General features: G+C 42.7%; 16 protein-coding genes. 10 read left to right on the top strand and 6 right to left on the bottom strand.

Annotation, left to right across the window (positions count from 1 at the left end; translation table 11 throughout):
- Positions 1-40 precede the first annotated feature (40 nt).
- The 3 genes from FGG79_RS09355 to FGG79_RS09345 form a co-directional block, all read right to left on the bottom strand.
- Entirely contained in the window at positions 41-694 is a 654-nt protein-coding gene (locus tag FGG79_RS09355) for an SIMPL domain-containing protein (protein ID WP_138777426.1), read from the bottom strand.
- Between the two features lie 7 nt (positions 695-701).
- A complete protein-coding gene (locus FGG79_RS09350) occupies positions 702-1,193 on the bottom strand; it encodes a transporter (protein ID WP_138777424.1) in 492 nt (163 codons plus the stop codon).
- An 88-nt stretch (positions 1,194-1,281) separates the two neighbouring features.
- Positions 1,282-2,232, bottom strand: a complete 951-nt coding sequence (locus FGG79_RS09345; protein ID WP_138777422.1) for an L-lactate dehydrogenase — start codon at positions 2,230-2,232, stop codon at positions 1,282-1,284.
- 304 nt (positions 2,233-2,536) lie between these two features.
- Between FGG79_RS09345 and FGG79_RS09340 the strand changes: the two genes are divergently transcribed.
- The 3 genes from FGG79_RS09340 (at position 2,537) to FGG79_RS09330 (ending at position 4,121) form a co-directional block, all read left to right on the top strand.
- On the top strand, positions 2,537-3,073 hold the full coding sequence (locus tag FGG79_RS09340) for a GNAT family N-acetyltransferase (RefSeq protein ID WP_138777420.1): 537 nt from the start codon (positions 2,537-2,539) through the stop codon (positions 3,071-3,073).
- Between the two features lie 81 nt (positions 3,074-3,154).
- Positions 3,155-3,487: a tetratricopeptide repeat protein gene (locus FGG79_RS09335; RefSeq protein WP_138777419.1), complete on the top strand. Its 333-nt coding sequence runs from the start codon at positions 3,155-3,157 to the stop codon at positions 3,485-3,487.
- A gap of 58 nt (positions 3,488-3,545) precedes the next feature.
- Complete coding sequence (locus tag FGG79_RS09330) at positions 3,546-4,121, top strand: histidine phosphatase family protein (RefSeq protein WP_138777418.1); 576 nt, start codon at positions 3,546-3,548, stop codon at positions 4,119-4,121.
- 45 nt (positions 4,122-4,166) lie between these two features.
- Here FGG79_RS09330 and FGG79_RS09325 read toward each other — a convergent pair whose 3' ends face one another.
- The gene (locus tag FGG79_RS09325; RefSeq protein WP_138777417.1) at positions 4,167-5,468 is read right to left on the bottom strand and encodes an NCS2 family permease; all 1,302 of its coding nucleotides are present in this window, start codon (positions 5,466-5,468) and stop codon (positions 4,167-4,169) included.
- Positions 5,469-5,714: 246 nt separating this feature from the next.
- Here FGG79_RS09325 and FGG79_RS09320 point away from each other — a divergent pair, with 246 nt between their 5' ends.
- From FGG79_RS09320 to cydC, 3 genes are all read left to right on the top strand, one after another.
- The gene (locus FGG79_RS09320; RefSeq protein ID WP_138777416.1) at positions 5,715-7,358 is read left to right on the top strand and encodes a M20/M25/M40 family metallo-hydrolase; all 1,644 of its coding nucleotides are present in this window, start codon (positions 5,715-5,717) and stop codon (positions 7,356-7,358) included.
- 214 nt (positions 7,359-7,572) lie between these two features.
- Positions 7,573-9,306, top strand: a complete 1,734-nt coding sequence (gene cydD / locus FGG79_RS09315; protein ID WP_138777415.1) for a thiol reductant ABC exporter subunit CydD — start codon at positions 7,573-7,575, stop codon at positions 9,304-9,306.
- A complete protein-coding gene (gene cydC / locus FGG79_RS09310) occupies positions 9,303-11,021 on the top strand; it encodes a thiol reductant ABC exporter subunit CydC (protein WP_138777414.1) in 1,719 nt (572 codons plus the stop codon). The genes cydD and cydC overlap by 4 nt, the downstream gene beginning before the upstream one ends.
- Before the next feature lie 47 nt (positions 11,022-11,068).
- Here the strand turns inward: cydC and FGG79_RS09305 are convergent, their stop codons facing one another.
- The gene (locus FGG79_RS09305; protein WP_138777413.1) at positions 11,069-11,680 is read right to left on the bottom strand and encodes a nitroreductase family protein; all 612 of its coding nucleotides are present in this window, start codon (positions 11,678-11,680) and stop codon (positions 11,069-11,071) included.
- A gap of 150 nt (positions 11,681-11,830) precedes the next feature.
- Between FGG79_RS09305 and FGG79_RS09300 the strand changes: the two genes are divergently transcribed.
- The gene (locus FGG79_RS09300) at positions 11,831-12,139 is read left to right on the top strand and encodes a winged helix-turn-helix transcriptional regulator (protein ID WP_138777412.1); all 309 of its coding nucleotides are present in this window, start codon (positions 11,831-11,833) and stop codon (positions 12,137-12,139) included.
- A 36-nt stretch (positions 12,140-12,175) separates the two neighbouring features.
- On the opposite strand, the gene FGG79_RS21725 is transcribed toward FGG79_RS09300, so the two are convergent.
- Positions 12,176-12,316: a hypothetical protein gene (locus FGG79_RS21725; protein ID WP_171050853.1), complete on the bottom strand. Its 141-nt coding sequence runs from the start codon at positions 12,314-12,316 to the stop codon at positions 12,176-12,178.
- Positions 12,317-12,534: 218 nt separating this feature from the next.
- On the opposite strand from FGG79_RS21725, the gene FGG79_RS09295 reads away from it, so the two are divergent.
- The 3 genes from FGG79_RS09295 to FGG79_RS09285 all read left to right on the top strand — a co-directional run bounded on the left by FGG79_RS09295 (position 12,535) and on the right by FGG79_RS09285 (position 15,187).
- Positions 12,535-13,494 (top strand): LacI family DNA-binding transcriptional regulator, encoded by a 960-nt coding sequence (locus FGG79_RS09295; RefSeq protein ID WP_171050852.1) that lies wholly within the window; start codon positions 12,535-12,537, stop codon positions 13,492-13,494.
- A gap of 203 nt (positions 13,495-13,697) precedes the next feature.
- On the top strand, positions 13,698-14,159 hold the full coding sequence (mscL, locus tag FGG79_RS09290; protein ID WP_138777410.1) for a large conductance mechanosensitive channel protein MscL: 462 nt from the start codon (positions 13,698-13,700) through the stop codon (positions 14,157-14,159).
- A gap of 95 nt (positions 14,160-14,254) precedes the next feature.
- Positions 14,255-15,187 (top strand): ATP-grasp domain-containing protein, encoded by a 933-nt coding sequence (locus FGG79_RS09285; protein WP_138777409.1) that lies wholly within the window; start codon positions 14,255-14,257, stop codon positions 15,185-15,187.
- Positions 15,188-15,273 lie beyond the last annotated feature (86 nt).

Raw genomic sequence — 15,273 nt, 5'->3', positions numbered from 1 at the left:
AAACTGCCTGAGTAGCAATCTACTTTGGCAGTTTTTTATATTAATTGGCCCTGAATTCTACTAATATAATGGCCGTGACAGCTATTTGGCCAGGCTGGATGGCTGTGCTTTCGTCCGCGGCTTTAAGGAAAGCCGTATTCATGAACGGGGGGCTATTAGAATTTGATTGTTCTACAATGGATTTTGGCAGGTGGTTAAGCTGTTGACCTGATTGGCTGGCTAAGGTGAGTGCTTTTTGGTATGCCTTATGATAGGCAATGGCCAGTGCCTGTTGGTAAGTTTCAATAGGATTTGAATTCACAAATTGAATGTTCTCTATACGATTTGCCCCGCTTTTTAAGCTATCGTCCAGGATCGTCCCCACCTTTTCAATTTCTTGAATGGTTACCCGATAGACTTGGCGGACTTCATAACCTGTGAACACTTGTTTTCCGTCCTCATAATTGTATTGAGGGACTACTTGATAGGTTGAGGTTTGGATATCTTCTTTTGCAACTCCGTTATTGAGAAGCGATTGAATGACTTTATCTGATTGTTGTTTATTCTCATTCTGGGCCATTTCAAGGTCTTCATCCTTTGTGACAACACCTATAGAAACGACGGCTTGATTCGGATCGACATATAGAGTGTGTTCACCTGTTACGGTTATGGTCCCGGAGGTTGTGTTGGTTCTGTAGTAGGGGTATGAATACATATTAAACCTACACGCACGTAAAGGATTCGATTTTGTCTAAATCGATGCCGAAGTATACCCATGTGAATCCAATCCATCTCCAGCCGGCAATGGAACGGCGTCCGACAAAGACCGGATAAAACCAGAAGGCATCTCTTCTAAGCCAAATATAAGTGTAACGGAATAAGCACCTTCTGATGGCTCCCGCGTCGACAGCGAAGGTACTCGGTCCACCTTGAGAGCCTTGCAGTGACGTCTTTTGTGGTTGGAAATTCGGTGGTGGGCCAGGTGGTGGTTGATTTTGTCCGCCTTGCCCTCCGGATGGCGGTGGTGAGCTTGGTGCCCCTTGTCCTCCGCCAGGAAAACCGGGAATGCCAGGGAAGTTACCGCCGCCTGAACCTTGGCCGCCTCCAGGGAAACCTGGAAATCCACCGCCTGAACCTTGGCCAGCACCAGGGAATCCGCCACTTCCAGATCCTCCACCCGGAAAGCCGGGGAATAATTGTCTGTGATCGTACATAGAAGAACCTCCTCATAAAGAATTCTCTTTATCTTATGAGGAGGTCCAATGGGCGTGCGTGTCTATCCAGTTAGAAAGGGGTGCCCGATCAAGAATCAATCGCTTTTTTCATAACGTTTTTTAACGTTTCTGCTGAGTGTGTGAATTGAGCCAATTCTTTCTCATTCAAGGGAAGCTCGACGATTTTTCGGATTCCTTCACGATTTATAATAGCAGGGACACCGATGTAGATATCTTGTTGTTTGTACTCTCCTTCAAGAAGGGCGGAAACGGTTAAGATGCTATTCTCATTATTAAAGATGGCTTTGGTAATCCGGGCAAGACCCATGGCGATGCCATAATAGGTTGCGCCTTTTCTTTCAATGATTTGATAGGCTGCGTCTCTCACATTGACAAAAATGTCATCGAGTTTAGTCTGAATATCCTCCTGAGTCATGTCGATAAGTTCACTTAGATGACTGGCCCCGACCGTTGTGTGACTCCAAACGGGAAACTCGGTGTCACCATGTTCCCCCATGATATAGGCGTGAATATTTCGTGTATCGATATCGAAATGCTCACCGACTAAGTAACGAAGTCGGGCTGTATCAAGAATTGTTCCAGATCCGATCACTCTTTCTTTTGGAAGACCAGAATACTGCCAAGTCGCATACGTCAAGATGTCAACCGGGTTTGTTGCCACAAGGAATATCCCATTGAACCCGCTGGCCATGACAGAGTCTACGATTGTTTTAAAGATTTTCACATTCTTCTCAACTAGGTCCAGACGGGTTTCTCCTGGCTGCTGATTCGCTCCAGCTGTAATCACGACAAGATCAGCATCCTGACAGTCGCTATAATCCCCGGCGGATATCTTCATTGGAGAAGCGAAGGCAAGGCCATGATTCAAATCCCGTGCATCTCCATCAGCTTTTTCCTTATTCAAGTCGATCATCACAAGCTCATGAGCGATCCCTTGATTGAGAAGGGCAAAAGCATAACTTGAACCAACAAATCCTGTACCGATTAACGCTACTTTGTTTGTGCATTTGATTGTCATACGTCATCACCTATTCATGAATTATTGTTAATCTTGTTCCCATGAATCAACTTTAAGGATGAAATATTGTGAAATGATTCACAACCAAATAATAACACGATTTCTATTGATATTCTACTCATTCATACAGCATAACACACGTAAATGTGAAGGAATTCACATAAGTGTCATATCTACCTTTTTGGGGACGGACCTTGATTTCTAGGACCAGGTCCTAGAAATCAAGGTCCGTCCCCAAAAAAAGGGTTTTTTCTTATGGTTGATGAATGTATAGAGGATAGGAGTGTTATGGGAGGTGATTGGTATGAATGTGAGGAATGGTGAGTTGGTTGTTCGTCCTTTGGAGGAGGGGGATAAATATGCGCTAGTCAGGTGGTTGTCGGATCCGGGGGTATTGGAATTTTATGAAGGAAGGGATCGTCCTTTCAGCCTTGAGATGGTGGAGGAGAAATTCTTTGGAGATAGGGGTGTGATGAGTTGTCTCGTTCTATATGAGGGGAATGAGATCGGTTATCTGCAGTACTATCCCCTTGACGAAGAATCGATGATTCGATACGGCTACACCAATTTAGATGAAGTGATTTATGGTACGGATCAATTCATCGGAGAGAAGGCGTATTGGAACAGGGGAGTTGGGACGGAATTAATTAGAGAAGTGGTTGAGTATTTGCTTAAGAAGGAGGGGGTCCACCGGCTTGTGATGGATCCGATGACTTGGAACACAAGGGCAATACGCTGCTATGAGAAATGCGGATATAGCAAGGCAAGAATACTCGAGGAAAATGAGCTGCATGAAGGGGAATACCACGATTCCTGGTTGATGGAGTTCATTCCTGAATAAAGGAGGGACGAAAGAGATGACTCGAATAGAAGTGGCCATTTCATTAAGAGAAGCAGGAAACTATGAAGGTTCCATAGACATGTGGAAGCGGTTCCTTATTACGAGAAAGCCATTCACCTTGGTTTAGATGATCACGGTTTACAAGGAGCATATATAGGATTAGGAAGTACATATCGGTCGTTGGGTAAGTATGAAGAAAGCCTAAGAGTTTTTAGAGTAGGCATCGAACGGTTTCCTGACAATAAAGCGATGACGGTCTTTTATTCCATGACTCTATATAACTTGAATGAACATAGTAAAGCGATGGAGCTTTTATTGACCTGTATTGGAGACGTATCAGAAGACGCCACGCTTGAGCCGTATAAAAAGGCGATCGCATTCTATTCCAAGCAATTGGATACGGTGTGGCAGTAAGACGGGCTGTAGTAGATGACAGCTTTTTTTTGGTGAAAAAAAGAAGGAGTGATGAAAGGTGAGCACTACAAAACTGTACCTAGTGAGACATGCTCATTCTGTATATACTCCCGATGAGTTGAAAAGGCCCTTATCGGAAAGAGGAACACGGGATGCCCGGCACGTTACAGAATTATTAATGAAAGAAAGCATCGATATCATCTGTTCAAGTCCTTACAAAAGGGCGATTGAAACCGTTGAAGGAATCGCCCATCACACCGATCAAGAAATCAAGTTAGTCGAAGAAATGAAAGAGAGGACGTTGTCAAGTAAGCCATTGGAAAACTTCGATGAAGCCATCTCAATAGTATGGGGGGATCCAGCCTATTCATTTGAGGGTGGAGAGTCGAATCATACCGCCCAAAAAAGAGGCGTACAGGGGATATTTAAATTAGTGGAAGAATATAATGGGAAAAACGTAGTAATTGGAACCCATGGAAACATCATGGTGCTCATCATGAACCATTTTGATGAAAAATATGATGTTGCCTTCTGGAAAGAACTTGAAATGCCGGATATATACTGCTTAACATTTAATGGTTTGGAGTTGCAGGATGTATCGAGAGTCTGGTCACAGCCTGCTGAAATAGGATGAAAAAGACCGTTCAATATGAACGGTCTTTCAAGTATCTATCTATCGTTAATGAGGCAAGAATGCCAATTGATAGAAGAACAAGACGGCAAACACATATACGAGTGGATGTACTTGCTTCCATTGTCCTTTTACTACTTTAAGTAATGGATATGAAATGAATCCGAGTGCAATTCCTGTCGCGATGCTTGATGTTAATGGCATGCTCAGGATGATTAAAAACGCAGGGAAGGCTTCATCTAATTGATCCCATTTAATCTGTGAGATGCTTCCCATCATTAAGCTTCCAACGATGATCAGGGCAGGAGCTGTTATGGCTGAAATCCCTGACACTGCACTGACAAGTGGACCGAAGAAGGCTGAAGCGATAAACAAAATCGAAACAGTTAAGGTTGTCAGTCCGGTTCTCCCCCCTGCAGATACTCCTGCTGAAGATTCAATGTATGCGGAAGTAGGGCTTGTACCGAACATCGCTCCGATAGTCGTCGCGATTGAATCAGCCAGAAGTGCCTGACGGGCTCTTGGTAATGTATTTCCCTTCATGAGCCCTGCTTGCTGGGCGACTCCAATCATCGTACCTGTCGTATCAAAGATGGTGACAAGCAGAAAGGAGAAGACAACGGCATACAGTCCATATTGGAAGACGTCAGCAAACGCCGTAAGCGGATTTGCGACAATCAGTCCTTCCGGAAGATGTGGAAGGGCGACAAGGCCATCTTGAAATGAGAGTTGTCCAGTGAAATATGCAATCAATCCAGTGACGATCATTCCGATAAAGAGTGCACCATGAACATTCAAGACCATGAGGATCAAGGTGACAGCCAAACCGGTCAATGCCAACAGGGCTGAAGTTGAATGAAGATCTCCAAGCTGTACCAAGTTCGTTGGGTGAGATTGGATAAGACCTGTCAGTCGCAATCCAATAAAGGCAATAAACAACCCGATACCTGCTGTTATTCCGTGCTTTAGATTTTGAGGAATAGCTTCGATCAATTTTTTTCGTAAAGGTGTCAAGGAAAGCAAGATAAAGACAATACCTGCTACAAATACGGCAGAGAATGCAACGAGGTACGAAATATCATCATGTGCACCAACGACTGAGTAGGTGAAATATGCATTTAAGCCCATACCGGGTGCGATGGCGATCGGGTAGTTAGCGAACAGGGCCATCCATAGCGTTCCTGCAACGGCTGCAATGATGGTGGCCAAGAATACTTGATCAAACGGGACACCTGCATCCGACAAAATGATTGGATTCACAATAACTATGTAAACCATTGTTAAAAATGTTGTGATCCCGGCGAGTATTTCCGTTTTAGGATCTGTTGCGTGTTCCTTCAATTTAAACATCGTAAAACCTCCAATAAAAACGAACATTAAAAACGAGCATCTTCTATAATATTCGGTAATAGGTCATAATTCAATAGAAAAGACCGAAATTTTTTTAAGGAATTATCTTGAAACCCCTTCCAAACCCCTTCCATTTTCGATAAGATGTTATCAATTATAGAGGAAACAGTTTCTATAATGCCCATTCACTAAACGTTTTACCACCCACATGCTGATATTTCATAGAGAAAGGAGCGGTGTACTAACGTGTATACTCAACTGAAACAAAAAACAATTTCCGAACAGATTGAATATATCACACGGTCCTTGGTCGCTCTGAAAAGCTATAACGGAACAATAGGAGAAGGGGAGAAAGCACGGTTTATTTATGAGATGATTTCTACTTTTCCTTATTTTAAGGAACACCCTGAGCAAGTTTGGATGCAAGAGGTCCCCAATGATCCGATTGGAAGGAAAAACGTGTTTGCCCTTGTAAAAGGACTGTCATCGAAAACCGTCCTTTTTCATGCCCACTATGATACGGTGGGCACGGATGATTATGGCGCACTCCAAGATATGGCCCATGATCCTGACTTCCTTCAGAAATTCTTTATGGATTATGAGGGTGAGGAAAAGGTAAGAGAAGATGCCCTATCGGGAAAGTGGTTATTTGGCAGAGGGGCGCTCGATATGCAGAGCGGGATTGCCGTACACCTCGCGAACCTTTTATACCATTCGAGTGAAAAGGCGCCTGATGGACATTTACTCTTCCTATTTAATGGAGACGAAGAAAGTGAGCATGCAGGCATGATTGCTGCTTTAAGTGATCTATATCGTTTGAAAAAAGAAGGATTGGATTATTTAGCAGCGATTAACACGGATTTCATTTCTCCCATTTATGATGGGGACTGTAAACGATATATTTATACAGGAGCCGCCGGTAAGCTTCTGCCAAGCTTCTATATATATGGAAGGGAGGCGCATGTGGGAGATGTTCTGACCTCGATTGATCCGACGGTGATCGCTTCCAGGATTAATCTCGAAGTCAATCAGAATTTAGATTATCTGGAGGATATTCCAGGAGAATTCACCCTTCCCCCCTCCTGTTTGTATTTTAAAGACGATAAGCACACGTATAATGTTCAAACACCCCTCAGTGCGTCTCTCTACTTCAACTATTTCGTATATAAAAAAACGGCGAGAGAAGTGCTTTATGATATGAAGAAGGTAGCCCTGAAAGTAGTAAGTGAGGGAGAAGAGCGGAGCAAGCAGCAATTTGAAATATACAGGAGCTATCACGGCTTCCCGGAAAGAGAATTTTCATGGGAAGTTGAAGTACTAAGTTTAAGGGAATATATCTTCTGGTTAAAGGAACGGGGGATCGATCCGGATCCAGTCATGAAGAAAATTTTTCATGATATGGAAGGAGAGGACAGACGAACGATTGCTTATGCCATGGTGGAAGCCCTTCAGCATCTTGATCCTGATCGGACACCAAGAGTCATCCTATTCTTTGCACCACCGTTTCTGCCTCACAACTATGTGAATGAGGAAAATGAATATGGAAAAAGGGTCAAAGAGGTTTTAGGTGAATGTTTACATGATATTTCAATTGAAACGGGCGAAGAATTCGTCATCAAACGCTTTTTTCCTTATCTCGCAGATGGAAGCTTTCTTTCTCTGCATGAAGAAGATGAGGATATAGAAGTGTTCAAAAAGAACCTGCCCCTCATTGATCAGCTGTATCCCGTGCCCATCGATATGATTAGAAAGCTGAACATCCCTTCTATTAATATTGGTGTATACGGAAAAGACGGTCATCAATGGACAGAGAGAGTGTATAAACCCTACACATTTCAAGTATTGCCCGAGATTATCCAGCGGGTCACCAAAGAGTTGTTAAAGATTTGAATGGGACCCTGTTATAGGGTTCTTTTTTTATAAAGTTTGAAGATAAGGGTGGCTATCAAAACAAGTGAATTTATCCACCAAGTTACGGTAATGTGAAATTGTCACAAAAAGGTCAATCTTAAAAAGGTGCACAAACGGGACAAGTTTACTATAATAAAGATATTGATTTGTGAAATGTTTCACTAACTTTTAACTTTTGGAGTTGAGAGATCTTATGAAAGACCTTAATCGATTGGCTAAACAGCAGAAGTCATCCATGATGGCTTTATACCTGACATCCCTATTAATGGGTGGAGTTATAGTTGGACAAGCATATTTGCTGGTTAGCATTGTAAATAAACTATTTATTAACGGAGCCGAGTTCCAGGAAATACTCCCAATGCTTTGGGCTTTACTTCTGATTCTAATTGGTAGAGCTGTGCTCTCATATGTGAACGGAAGAACAGGAATTAGGATGGCTTCCGAGGTCAAGAAGAGATTGAGAGAAAGGCTCTTAATGAAATGGTCCAATAACCCACTTCAAACCTCCCTTCAAGGTCAGTCAGGACAAAAAGTAAGTACAATGATGGATGCGGTTGATGGGATAGACGGTTATTACAGCCAGTATATACCTCAAAAAATCCAGACGACAATCATGCCGTTGATGCTGTTAATCACAATTTTCACAGAGCATGTATATACGGGTTTAATCATGGTCATAACGGCACCGTTCATTCCAATATTCATGGCGATTATCGGAGTCATGACCAAAAAAAAATCAGAGAAGCAGATGGATAAGCTGACGGCGTTTTCAGGGCGTTTTCTTGATACATTACAAGGTTTGACGACATTGAAGCTTCTTGGAAAAGGGAGTCGACAGAAAGAAGGAATCCGCGCCAGTAGTCTTGACTTCCGAGAAGCTACAATGGACGTGCTGAAGACAGCCTTCCTGTCTTCCTTGATGCTTGAGTTTATCTCCATGTTAAGCATCGGCCTGATTGCTCTGGAAGTGGGTCTGCAATTAGTCGTTTTTAATAGTATTTCGTTCTTCACCGCTTTTTTTGTACTCGTGTTGGCGCCGGAATTTTATCTCTCATTAAAAGAACTTGGGAGTGCCTTTCATACTGGACGTGGAAGTATGGGCGCAGCAAAAAAAGTGATGGAGGAGCTTGAAGAGAAGGAGTGGCCGGTAAAATGGGGAGAGAAGAAGCTTGACTCGATCGAGATTTCTCCACTGATTGAATTGCAGAATGTCGGCTTTTCCTACAGTGAAAAAGGATTCGCCCTTCAAGGGGTGAAAGCTACGTTCCCTCCCCTCAGCAAGGTAGCGATTGTCGGTCAAAGTGGAGCGGGAAAAACAACTCTCCTTCATCTAGTAGCGGGTCTTCTTGATCCTACAGAGGGTGATATTGTCATTGATGGCCACTCAAGAAATGAATACGAAGAAAATGAATGGTTTAATCAATTGAGTTACATTTCTCAGAATCCGTATTTATTTACGGGAACCATTGCAGAGAATATCGCGGTTGGGGGAAGGGTTGGTGTCACTAGGGAAGAAATCGAATACGCAGCTGAAAAAGCGGGTATTTACCGAATGATCACGGGTCTTCATAAAGGATTTGACACACCGATTGGAGAAGCGGGAAGAGGGCTATCTGGTGGTGAAAAACAGAGAGTTGCCATCGCCCGGGCTTTTTTAAAGAATCCGTCTGTCATTCTATTCGATGAACCGACCACTGGCTTGGATCTTCAGACAGAGAGGATTCTACAGTCTTCAATTAATGAGTTATCAAAGAATTCAACGGTGATTACGGTTGCACATCGTCTTCATACAATTCGAAATGCCGATCAAATCCTGTTTTTAGACAACGGAAAGCTAGTTGGAATAGGAAATCATGAGGAATTAATGAAAACCATTCCCCATTATCGTGATATGGTGACTTTGCAACAAGGGGTGAATCTTGGATGAAGGAATTAGGCATAGTGGTAAAGCTGATGATGAAAGAAAAGAAGGATATTGTGTTCGCGATTCTTTTGGGTTTTCTGGCAGGGTTAACATCTGTCGGATTGTTTGCTTCCAGTGGTTACCTGATTTCGAAGGCTGCATTAGAAGTCCCTCTTTATGCGCTGACGGTCATGATAGCCCTCTTGAAACTATTTGGTTTCACGAAGGCCATAAGTCGGTACGCGGAGCGTTATTTTTCTCATCGGGCAACATTTACGATATTAGCAAACTTGAGGGTATCCATTTATGAGAAAATCGAGCCGTTAGCCCCGAGGATCTTTCACAAATACAGAAGTGGGGATCTGCTTTCAAGAATTGTAGGGGATGTCGAGAGCTTACAAAATTTCTTCCTCCGCGTCTTTTATCCGCCAGTTATTTTAGTTATGGTGTTCTTTAGCACAATTTTGTTCACGGCATATTATTCTCTATCTGTGGCACTCCTACTCCTCATGGGACTGTTATTCACAGGGTTTATTGTCCCGGTATTCTTCGCTCGTAAACAGAGGAAGATGGAATCGGCTTTAAGGGAAAGTCGAGGAGAATTATCTACTGAGGTGACAGAATTCCTTTATGGTTTCAGGGATTTGAAAATTCACCAAAGACTGGGTGATAAAGAAACTAGACTCAATCATGCTTCTTCTGAATATGTGGAGGAGCAGAAACGGGATAATATGTATTCCCTCTTTAGTCATTCAACGAACACCCTGGTGTCACTTCTTGTATCGTGGCTCGTGTTGGCGGCAGGGGCTTATTCAGTCGGAGAAGGCCAATTGGACGGAATCTTTCTTGCCATGCTTGTAATGATTTCTTTGACCGTGTTTGAAAACGCCACACCAATGGCGATACTGCCCACACACTATGAAGATTCGCGCCGGGCCGCGAGCAGGCTATACTCCGTAGGTCAAGGGCATAGCACCGAGAGGGACGGACCTTCACGGGACGTATATCTTGATGGGGGCGCACCATCTATCACTATGAGGGATGTAAGCTTTTCATTTGAAGGTGAAGAGAGAAAAACATTGGATGGCGTCAGTCTTGAGCTTCCTAGGGGTTCCAAGACGGCAATTGTGGGGGCATCAGGATCAGGTAAATCGACATTGCTTCAATTATTGCTAAACTTTTATTCAACCGATGATGGTACGATTACTGTGAATGGTTCTCCCATCAAAGAAGTGAGTCAGGAGTCATTGTGGAAGCTTGCGAATGTGGTCCTGCAGGAGAATCACTTCTTCTATGGGACAATCAGGGATAACCTCATGCTCGTTGGTGATGAGCTGAGTGACGAGGATATGGAGTTTGCGTTAGAAATAGTGAAGCTGAATCACTTCTCCTTAGAGGATAATGTACTTGAAAAAGGAGAAAATCTTTCCGGAGGAGAAAAGCAAAGATTAGCGATTTCGAGAGCTCTGTTGAAAGCTTCCCCCTTATGGATGATGGACGAACCTACTTCATCCGTTGACGCTCTGACAGAAAAAGCGATATTTGATCACCTACATGACGTGGCCAAGGATGATACGATCGTCCTGATCAGTCATCGACTAACAGGGTTAGAGATGATGGATAGAATCGTCGTCATGGATCAAGGCAAGATTGTTGAGCTTGGAACGTACGAAGAACTTATGAGTAAGCAGGGATATTTCCACGAAATGAAACAAATCGAAAAGAGTGTACTCTTCTAAACGAAAAGCCGCATCCAGGGGGATGCGGCTTTTCGTTATAAGATGATTTATTCTGCCCAATCGATTAGATTACGGATGTCCAAGCGACCCGATTTCCGGGCTTCCTGGAGTGGTTTTCCAATCGTAATCAGCATGATCGGGATATAGCGCTCAGACACATTGAATTCAGATACAAGAGCTGTCGGATTGAATCCTCCGATCGGGCAAGTGTCCCAGCCCTTCGCTTTCGCTGCAAGCATGAACTGCATGGCTGCAAGAGAAGCGTTACTGAATGCTGCGTCTCGTGGATATTCCTCACGTCCGTATGCACCATCAATTTGAGTTTTTAATACATTTTTGATTTCTGCTGTCATTTCTTCATTTTCAACAGCGGGGTCGAATACAGGGTCTATATTTTTATTTGCCTCAAGATCTCCGAGTATGGCAACGACTGCCGATGCGTCATGCACCTGTTGTTGATTATAAGCAATCGGAAGTAGGCGATTTTGAACTTCTTTATTGTCGAACACTAAGAACTGCCAGTGCTGAAGGTTCCAGGCAGAAGGTGCTTTTCCTGCTGTCTCGAGTAAACTAACTAATTCCTCACGGGGGATCTCCACTTGAGGGTTGTATACTTTTGTTGAACGACGTTCCTCTACGATTTGAAAGAAATTATCCATGATTTTGCCTCCTTGATGTTTAACAAAGTGTTATATTATGGTATATTTTTATACGTTACTTACTTTTTGTAAGTTTAAATGCAATATGAACAATATAACCGACGTTTTATTTTGCGTCAAGAGATAATGATTTAGGATGTGTTAAATGAAATGGAAACAAAACTTTGCCCGAAATATGCTTCTGCCTTTGAATTATTAGGCAAACGATGGATTGGGATGATGATAAAGGTATTATTTGAAGGAAAGTGTCGTTTTAAAGATTTACATGAAGAAATCCCGAATATCAGTCAGAAGGTGCTGGCTGACAGATTGAGGGAACTGGAGGAAAACGGACTCGTCCTTCGGGAAGTCCTTGACGAAAAGCCTGTCAAAGTCCTCTATAGCTTAACCAATAAAGGAAAAGAACTGAAGCCTGTAATGGATGAGGTCCAAAAATGGGCAATGAAATGGGTAGAATAAAAGCCTGCTTCTTTAAAAAGCAAGCAGGCATCCGACCTAGTTGTTATCAATGGTGAACACATGCTCGAATGGATCACCTTGATCCCTGGGAGTGTAGAAATTAATGGGCTTTAATGCGGCATAGCTCCCTCCGATGATGATAGCGCAAAGAATGGGCAAACATAAAATACCGACCATTGTTACAGCCTCCTTATAGTATAGTAGGGGGCGAAGGAACACTACCACCCTTACATTATTCACTGTAAAGTGTGAAACGCGTTTCAGAGCAAGGATTTATTTGTAAAGCGCGGATAAAGATCCAAATGATAGTTATAGTAATCAGCCACCACTCGCTAATTCAAAAGCAACTGAGCTTGCGAAAAAGATCTTTACAAAAACATATTAGGGGAATTGGTATGACAAATATTCGAAGCATTGCGAGGCTTGCAGGGGTTTCCGTTTCAACCGTTTCAAGGGTGTTGAATGATCACCCCTATGTGAAAGAAGAGAAACGCCAAAAGGTCCTCGATGCTGTTGAGCAATTAAATTATATAAAAAACGCGAATGCCGTCCACTTATCAAAAGGAAAGACGTATAGTATCGGAGTGGTTTTGCCGTATTTGAATCTTCCTTACTTTGGAGAAATACTTCAAGGAATTGCAGGGGAAGCGTTGAAACATGGATATCACGTTCAACTTTTTCAAACGAATTATGATACTGTAGCGGAGCTTGATGCTTTCCATCGCCTGCAAATGAAAGAAGTGGATGGGTTGATCTTGACTTCCAGGTCCAATTCAATTGAAGTTCTTGCACCATTCATTGGCTCGAATGTGGTGTTTTGTGAAAATGTGTCCACCCACTCCTGTAAGAAGGTGTTCATCAATCATTATCATGGGATAAGGAGAGGAGTAGAGTATCTTTATTCAAAAGGTCATTCCTGCATTGGGCTTTGCCTCCACCGTACGTTTGGCACCAATAGTGAGGAGAGGATTCGTGGATTTCGTGACAGCTTAGAAGCTGCCTCTCACCAGGTTCGTGATGAATGGATCTTCAATGACTGCTATGATCTGGAGGATGGACGTAATGTGGTCAAGGTTTGGGAACAACTGAAAGAAAGACCCTCATGCATTATCGTAACGAGTGACCAGGTGTCATCAGGCATTATTGCTGAGGCAGCGAAAAGGGGAATAAAAATACCCGAAGACTTGGCCATTCTAAGCTATGATAACCACCCCATTGCAGATGCACTGGATATTACGTCATTTGAAGTACCGATAAGGAAAATGGGCGAAGAATCCTTTAAATCATTTCTGGAAAATGCACATCCGACTCCGGTCATACTGGAAACCAAGCTGTTTGAACGGGGAAGTGTTTGAGTTCATCTACTCAAAAGGGAGGCGAAAAAATGTGTTAGGAAACAAAGAAGAAAAAATGTTAATCATATTACTAGGCGTAGTGGCACTGATCGTATTGATTGCCATCATAGGGAAGTTCATTTTGTAAGATTTTATACACTTGTCTTCATAACCCACTATTTTCTACCATATGTTGTAGTAATGAAGTGGTAGGTGAGCTCAAGATGTGGTCAGAATTTAAACAGTTCATTTCGAGGGGGAATGTGTTCGACTTAGCGATTGCTGTCATCATTGGATCCGCATTTAGCAAGATTGTAGAATCGATAGTACAGGACTTGATGATGCCCACAATCGGAATCTTATTTGGTGGCATTAATTTCGAAGGACTAGAGCTTCGGATAGGGGCAGAGGTGATTGAAGTGGGAAAGTTCCTGGGAGCGTTGGTTGACTTTCTACTTGTAGCCATGAGTATTTTTCTTATGATCAAAGTGGTGAACCACCTAAAGGGCGGAGAACAGCGGTACAAAGTGAGACAGACGACCAACCTGGAAGTTTTACAGGAAATTAGAGATATTTTAATAGATGATAATCGGAACAGGTTGAAACAAACCATATCCAAACCGGGGGATCAGCTTACAAAGAGCGGTATGAAAATTCAAATGAGAGCCGACAGAAAGCCTAAGTAAACAACGATCATTGACCTAAATCCTACTTTTATAGTAGGATTACTTTGTGTTGTGAAACTTTTGAAAAAATTCAACGAACAAATGGGGGCAGGATCGTGAAAAAAATCCATATCATACATGAAAACAGTGAATGGACGAATCATTTAACGGCTCGTTTGGACGAGCTCCAATTGCCTTATGAGGAATGGTTCCTTGATCAGGGAATTGTCGATTTATCTTCAGAACCTCCAGAAGGTATTTTTTATAATCGCATCAGTGCATCTTCCCATACGCGGAACCATCGCTTTGCACCAGAATTAACAGAGAGCGTTCTTTCCTGGTTGGAGCGGCATGAAAGAACCGTTGTGAATGGAAGCCGTGCCCTTCGTTTAGAAGTAAGCAAAGTGAACCAGTATATGGCGCTAAACGCCTCTAATATTAAGACACCTCAGACAATTGCAGCTGTTGGAAAAGAGCAGATAGTCGATGCGGCTCGGAAGCTAAACAAACCATCCTTTATTACGAAGCATAATCGAGCAGGGAAAGGGCTGGGAGTACAGTTATTTCATTCTGTGGAAGCATTAAATTCCTATGTGTACAGTGATGATTTCGAAGAGCCGTTAGACGGAATTACACTTATCCAGGAATATATTGAAGCACCGGATTCTTCCATTACGAGATGCGAGTTCATTGGCGGGAAATTCATGTACGCTGTGAACGTTGATACATCTAAAGGTTTCGAGTTATGTCCGGCAGATGTTTGCCAAGTGGATGATCTGTTCTGCCCTGTGGGAGAGCAGGAGGATAAACCGAAATTTCAAATTAGAGATAATTTTTCAGACAATATCATTACATCCTATGAATCATTTTTACAAGCGAACCAAATCGATGTTGCAGGTATCGAATTTATTCAAGATAAAGAAGGAACGCTCTACACGTATGATGTGAATACGAATACCAATTATAACAAAGATGCCGAAGAACAGTACGGCCGGTATGGCATGCTTGAATTAGCAAACTATCTGGGAAAACGTTTGAAAACGATGTGATTTAGTTAACTCTCTTGTGTTAATACAGGAGAGTTAACTTATTTTATATGGGCAAAAATACATATAACTGTAACGATTTGTGATGT

Origin of the sequence: Bacillus sp. BHET2 (genome assembly GCF_005938125.1) — a bacterium.
Lineage (GTDB): Bacteria > Bacillota > Bacilli > Bacillales > Bacillaceae_B > Rossellomorea.
This window is presented reverse-complemented; position numbering and strand designations above follow the sequence as displayed.

What these genes read in the sequence shown, in the direction of transcription:
- FGG79_RS09355 (WP_138777426.1), bottom strand. Translation starts at nt 694, where the DNA reads ATGTATTCATACCCCTACTACAGAACCAACACAACCTCCGGGACCATA.
- FGG79_RS09350 (WP_138777424.1), bottom strand. Translation starts at nt 1,193, where the DNA reads ATGTACGATCACAGACAATTATTCCCCGGCTTTCCGGGTGGAGGATCT.
- FGG79_RS09345 (WP_138777422.1), bottom strand. Translation starts at nt 2,232, where the DNA reads ATGACAATCAAATGCACAAACAAAGTAGCGTTAATCGGTACAGGATTT.
- FGG79_RS09340 (WP_138777420.1), top strand. Translation starts at nt 2,537, where the DNA reads ATGAATGTGAGGAATGGTGAGTTGGTTGTTCGTCCTTTGGAGGAGGGG.
- FGG79_RS09325 (WP_138777417.1), bottom strand. Translation starts at nt 5,468, where the DNA reads ATGTTTAAATTGAAGGAACACGCAACAGATCCTAAAACGGAAATACTC.
- cydD (WP_138777415.1), top strand. Translation starts at nt 7,573, where the DNA reads ATGAAAGACCTTAATCGATTGGCTAAACAGCAGAAGTCATCCATGATG.
- cydC (WP_138777414.1), top strand. Translation starts at nt 9,303, where the DNA reads ATGAAGGAATTAGGCATAGTGGTAAAGCTGATGATGAAAGAAAAGAAG.
- FGG79_RS09305 (WP_138777413.1), bottom strand. Translation starts at nt 11,680, where the DNA reads ATGGATAATTTCTTTCAAATCGTAGAGGAACGTCGTTCAACAAAAGTA.
- FGG79_RS09300 (WP_138777412.1), top strand. Translation starts at nt 11,831, where the DNA reads ATGGAAACAAAACTTTGCCCGAAATATGCTTCTGCCTTTGAATTATTA.
- FGG79_RS21725 (WP_171050853.1), bottom strand. Translation starts at nt 12,316, where the DNA reads ATGGTCGGTATTTTATGTTTGCCCATTCTTTGCGCTATCATCATCGGA.
- FGG79_RS09295 (WP_171050852.1), top strand. Translation starts at nt 12,535, where the DNA reads ATGACAAATATTCGAAGCATTGCGAGGCTTGCAGGGGTTTCCGTTTCA.
- mscL (WP_138777410.1), top strand. Translation starts at nt 13,698, where the DNA reads ATGTGGTCAGAATTTAAACAGTTCATTTCGAGGGGGAATGTGTTCGAC.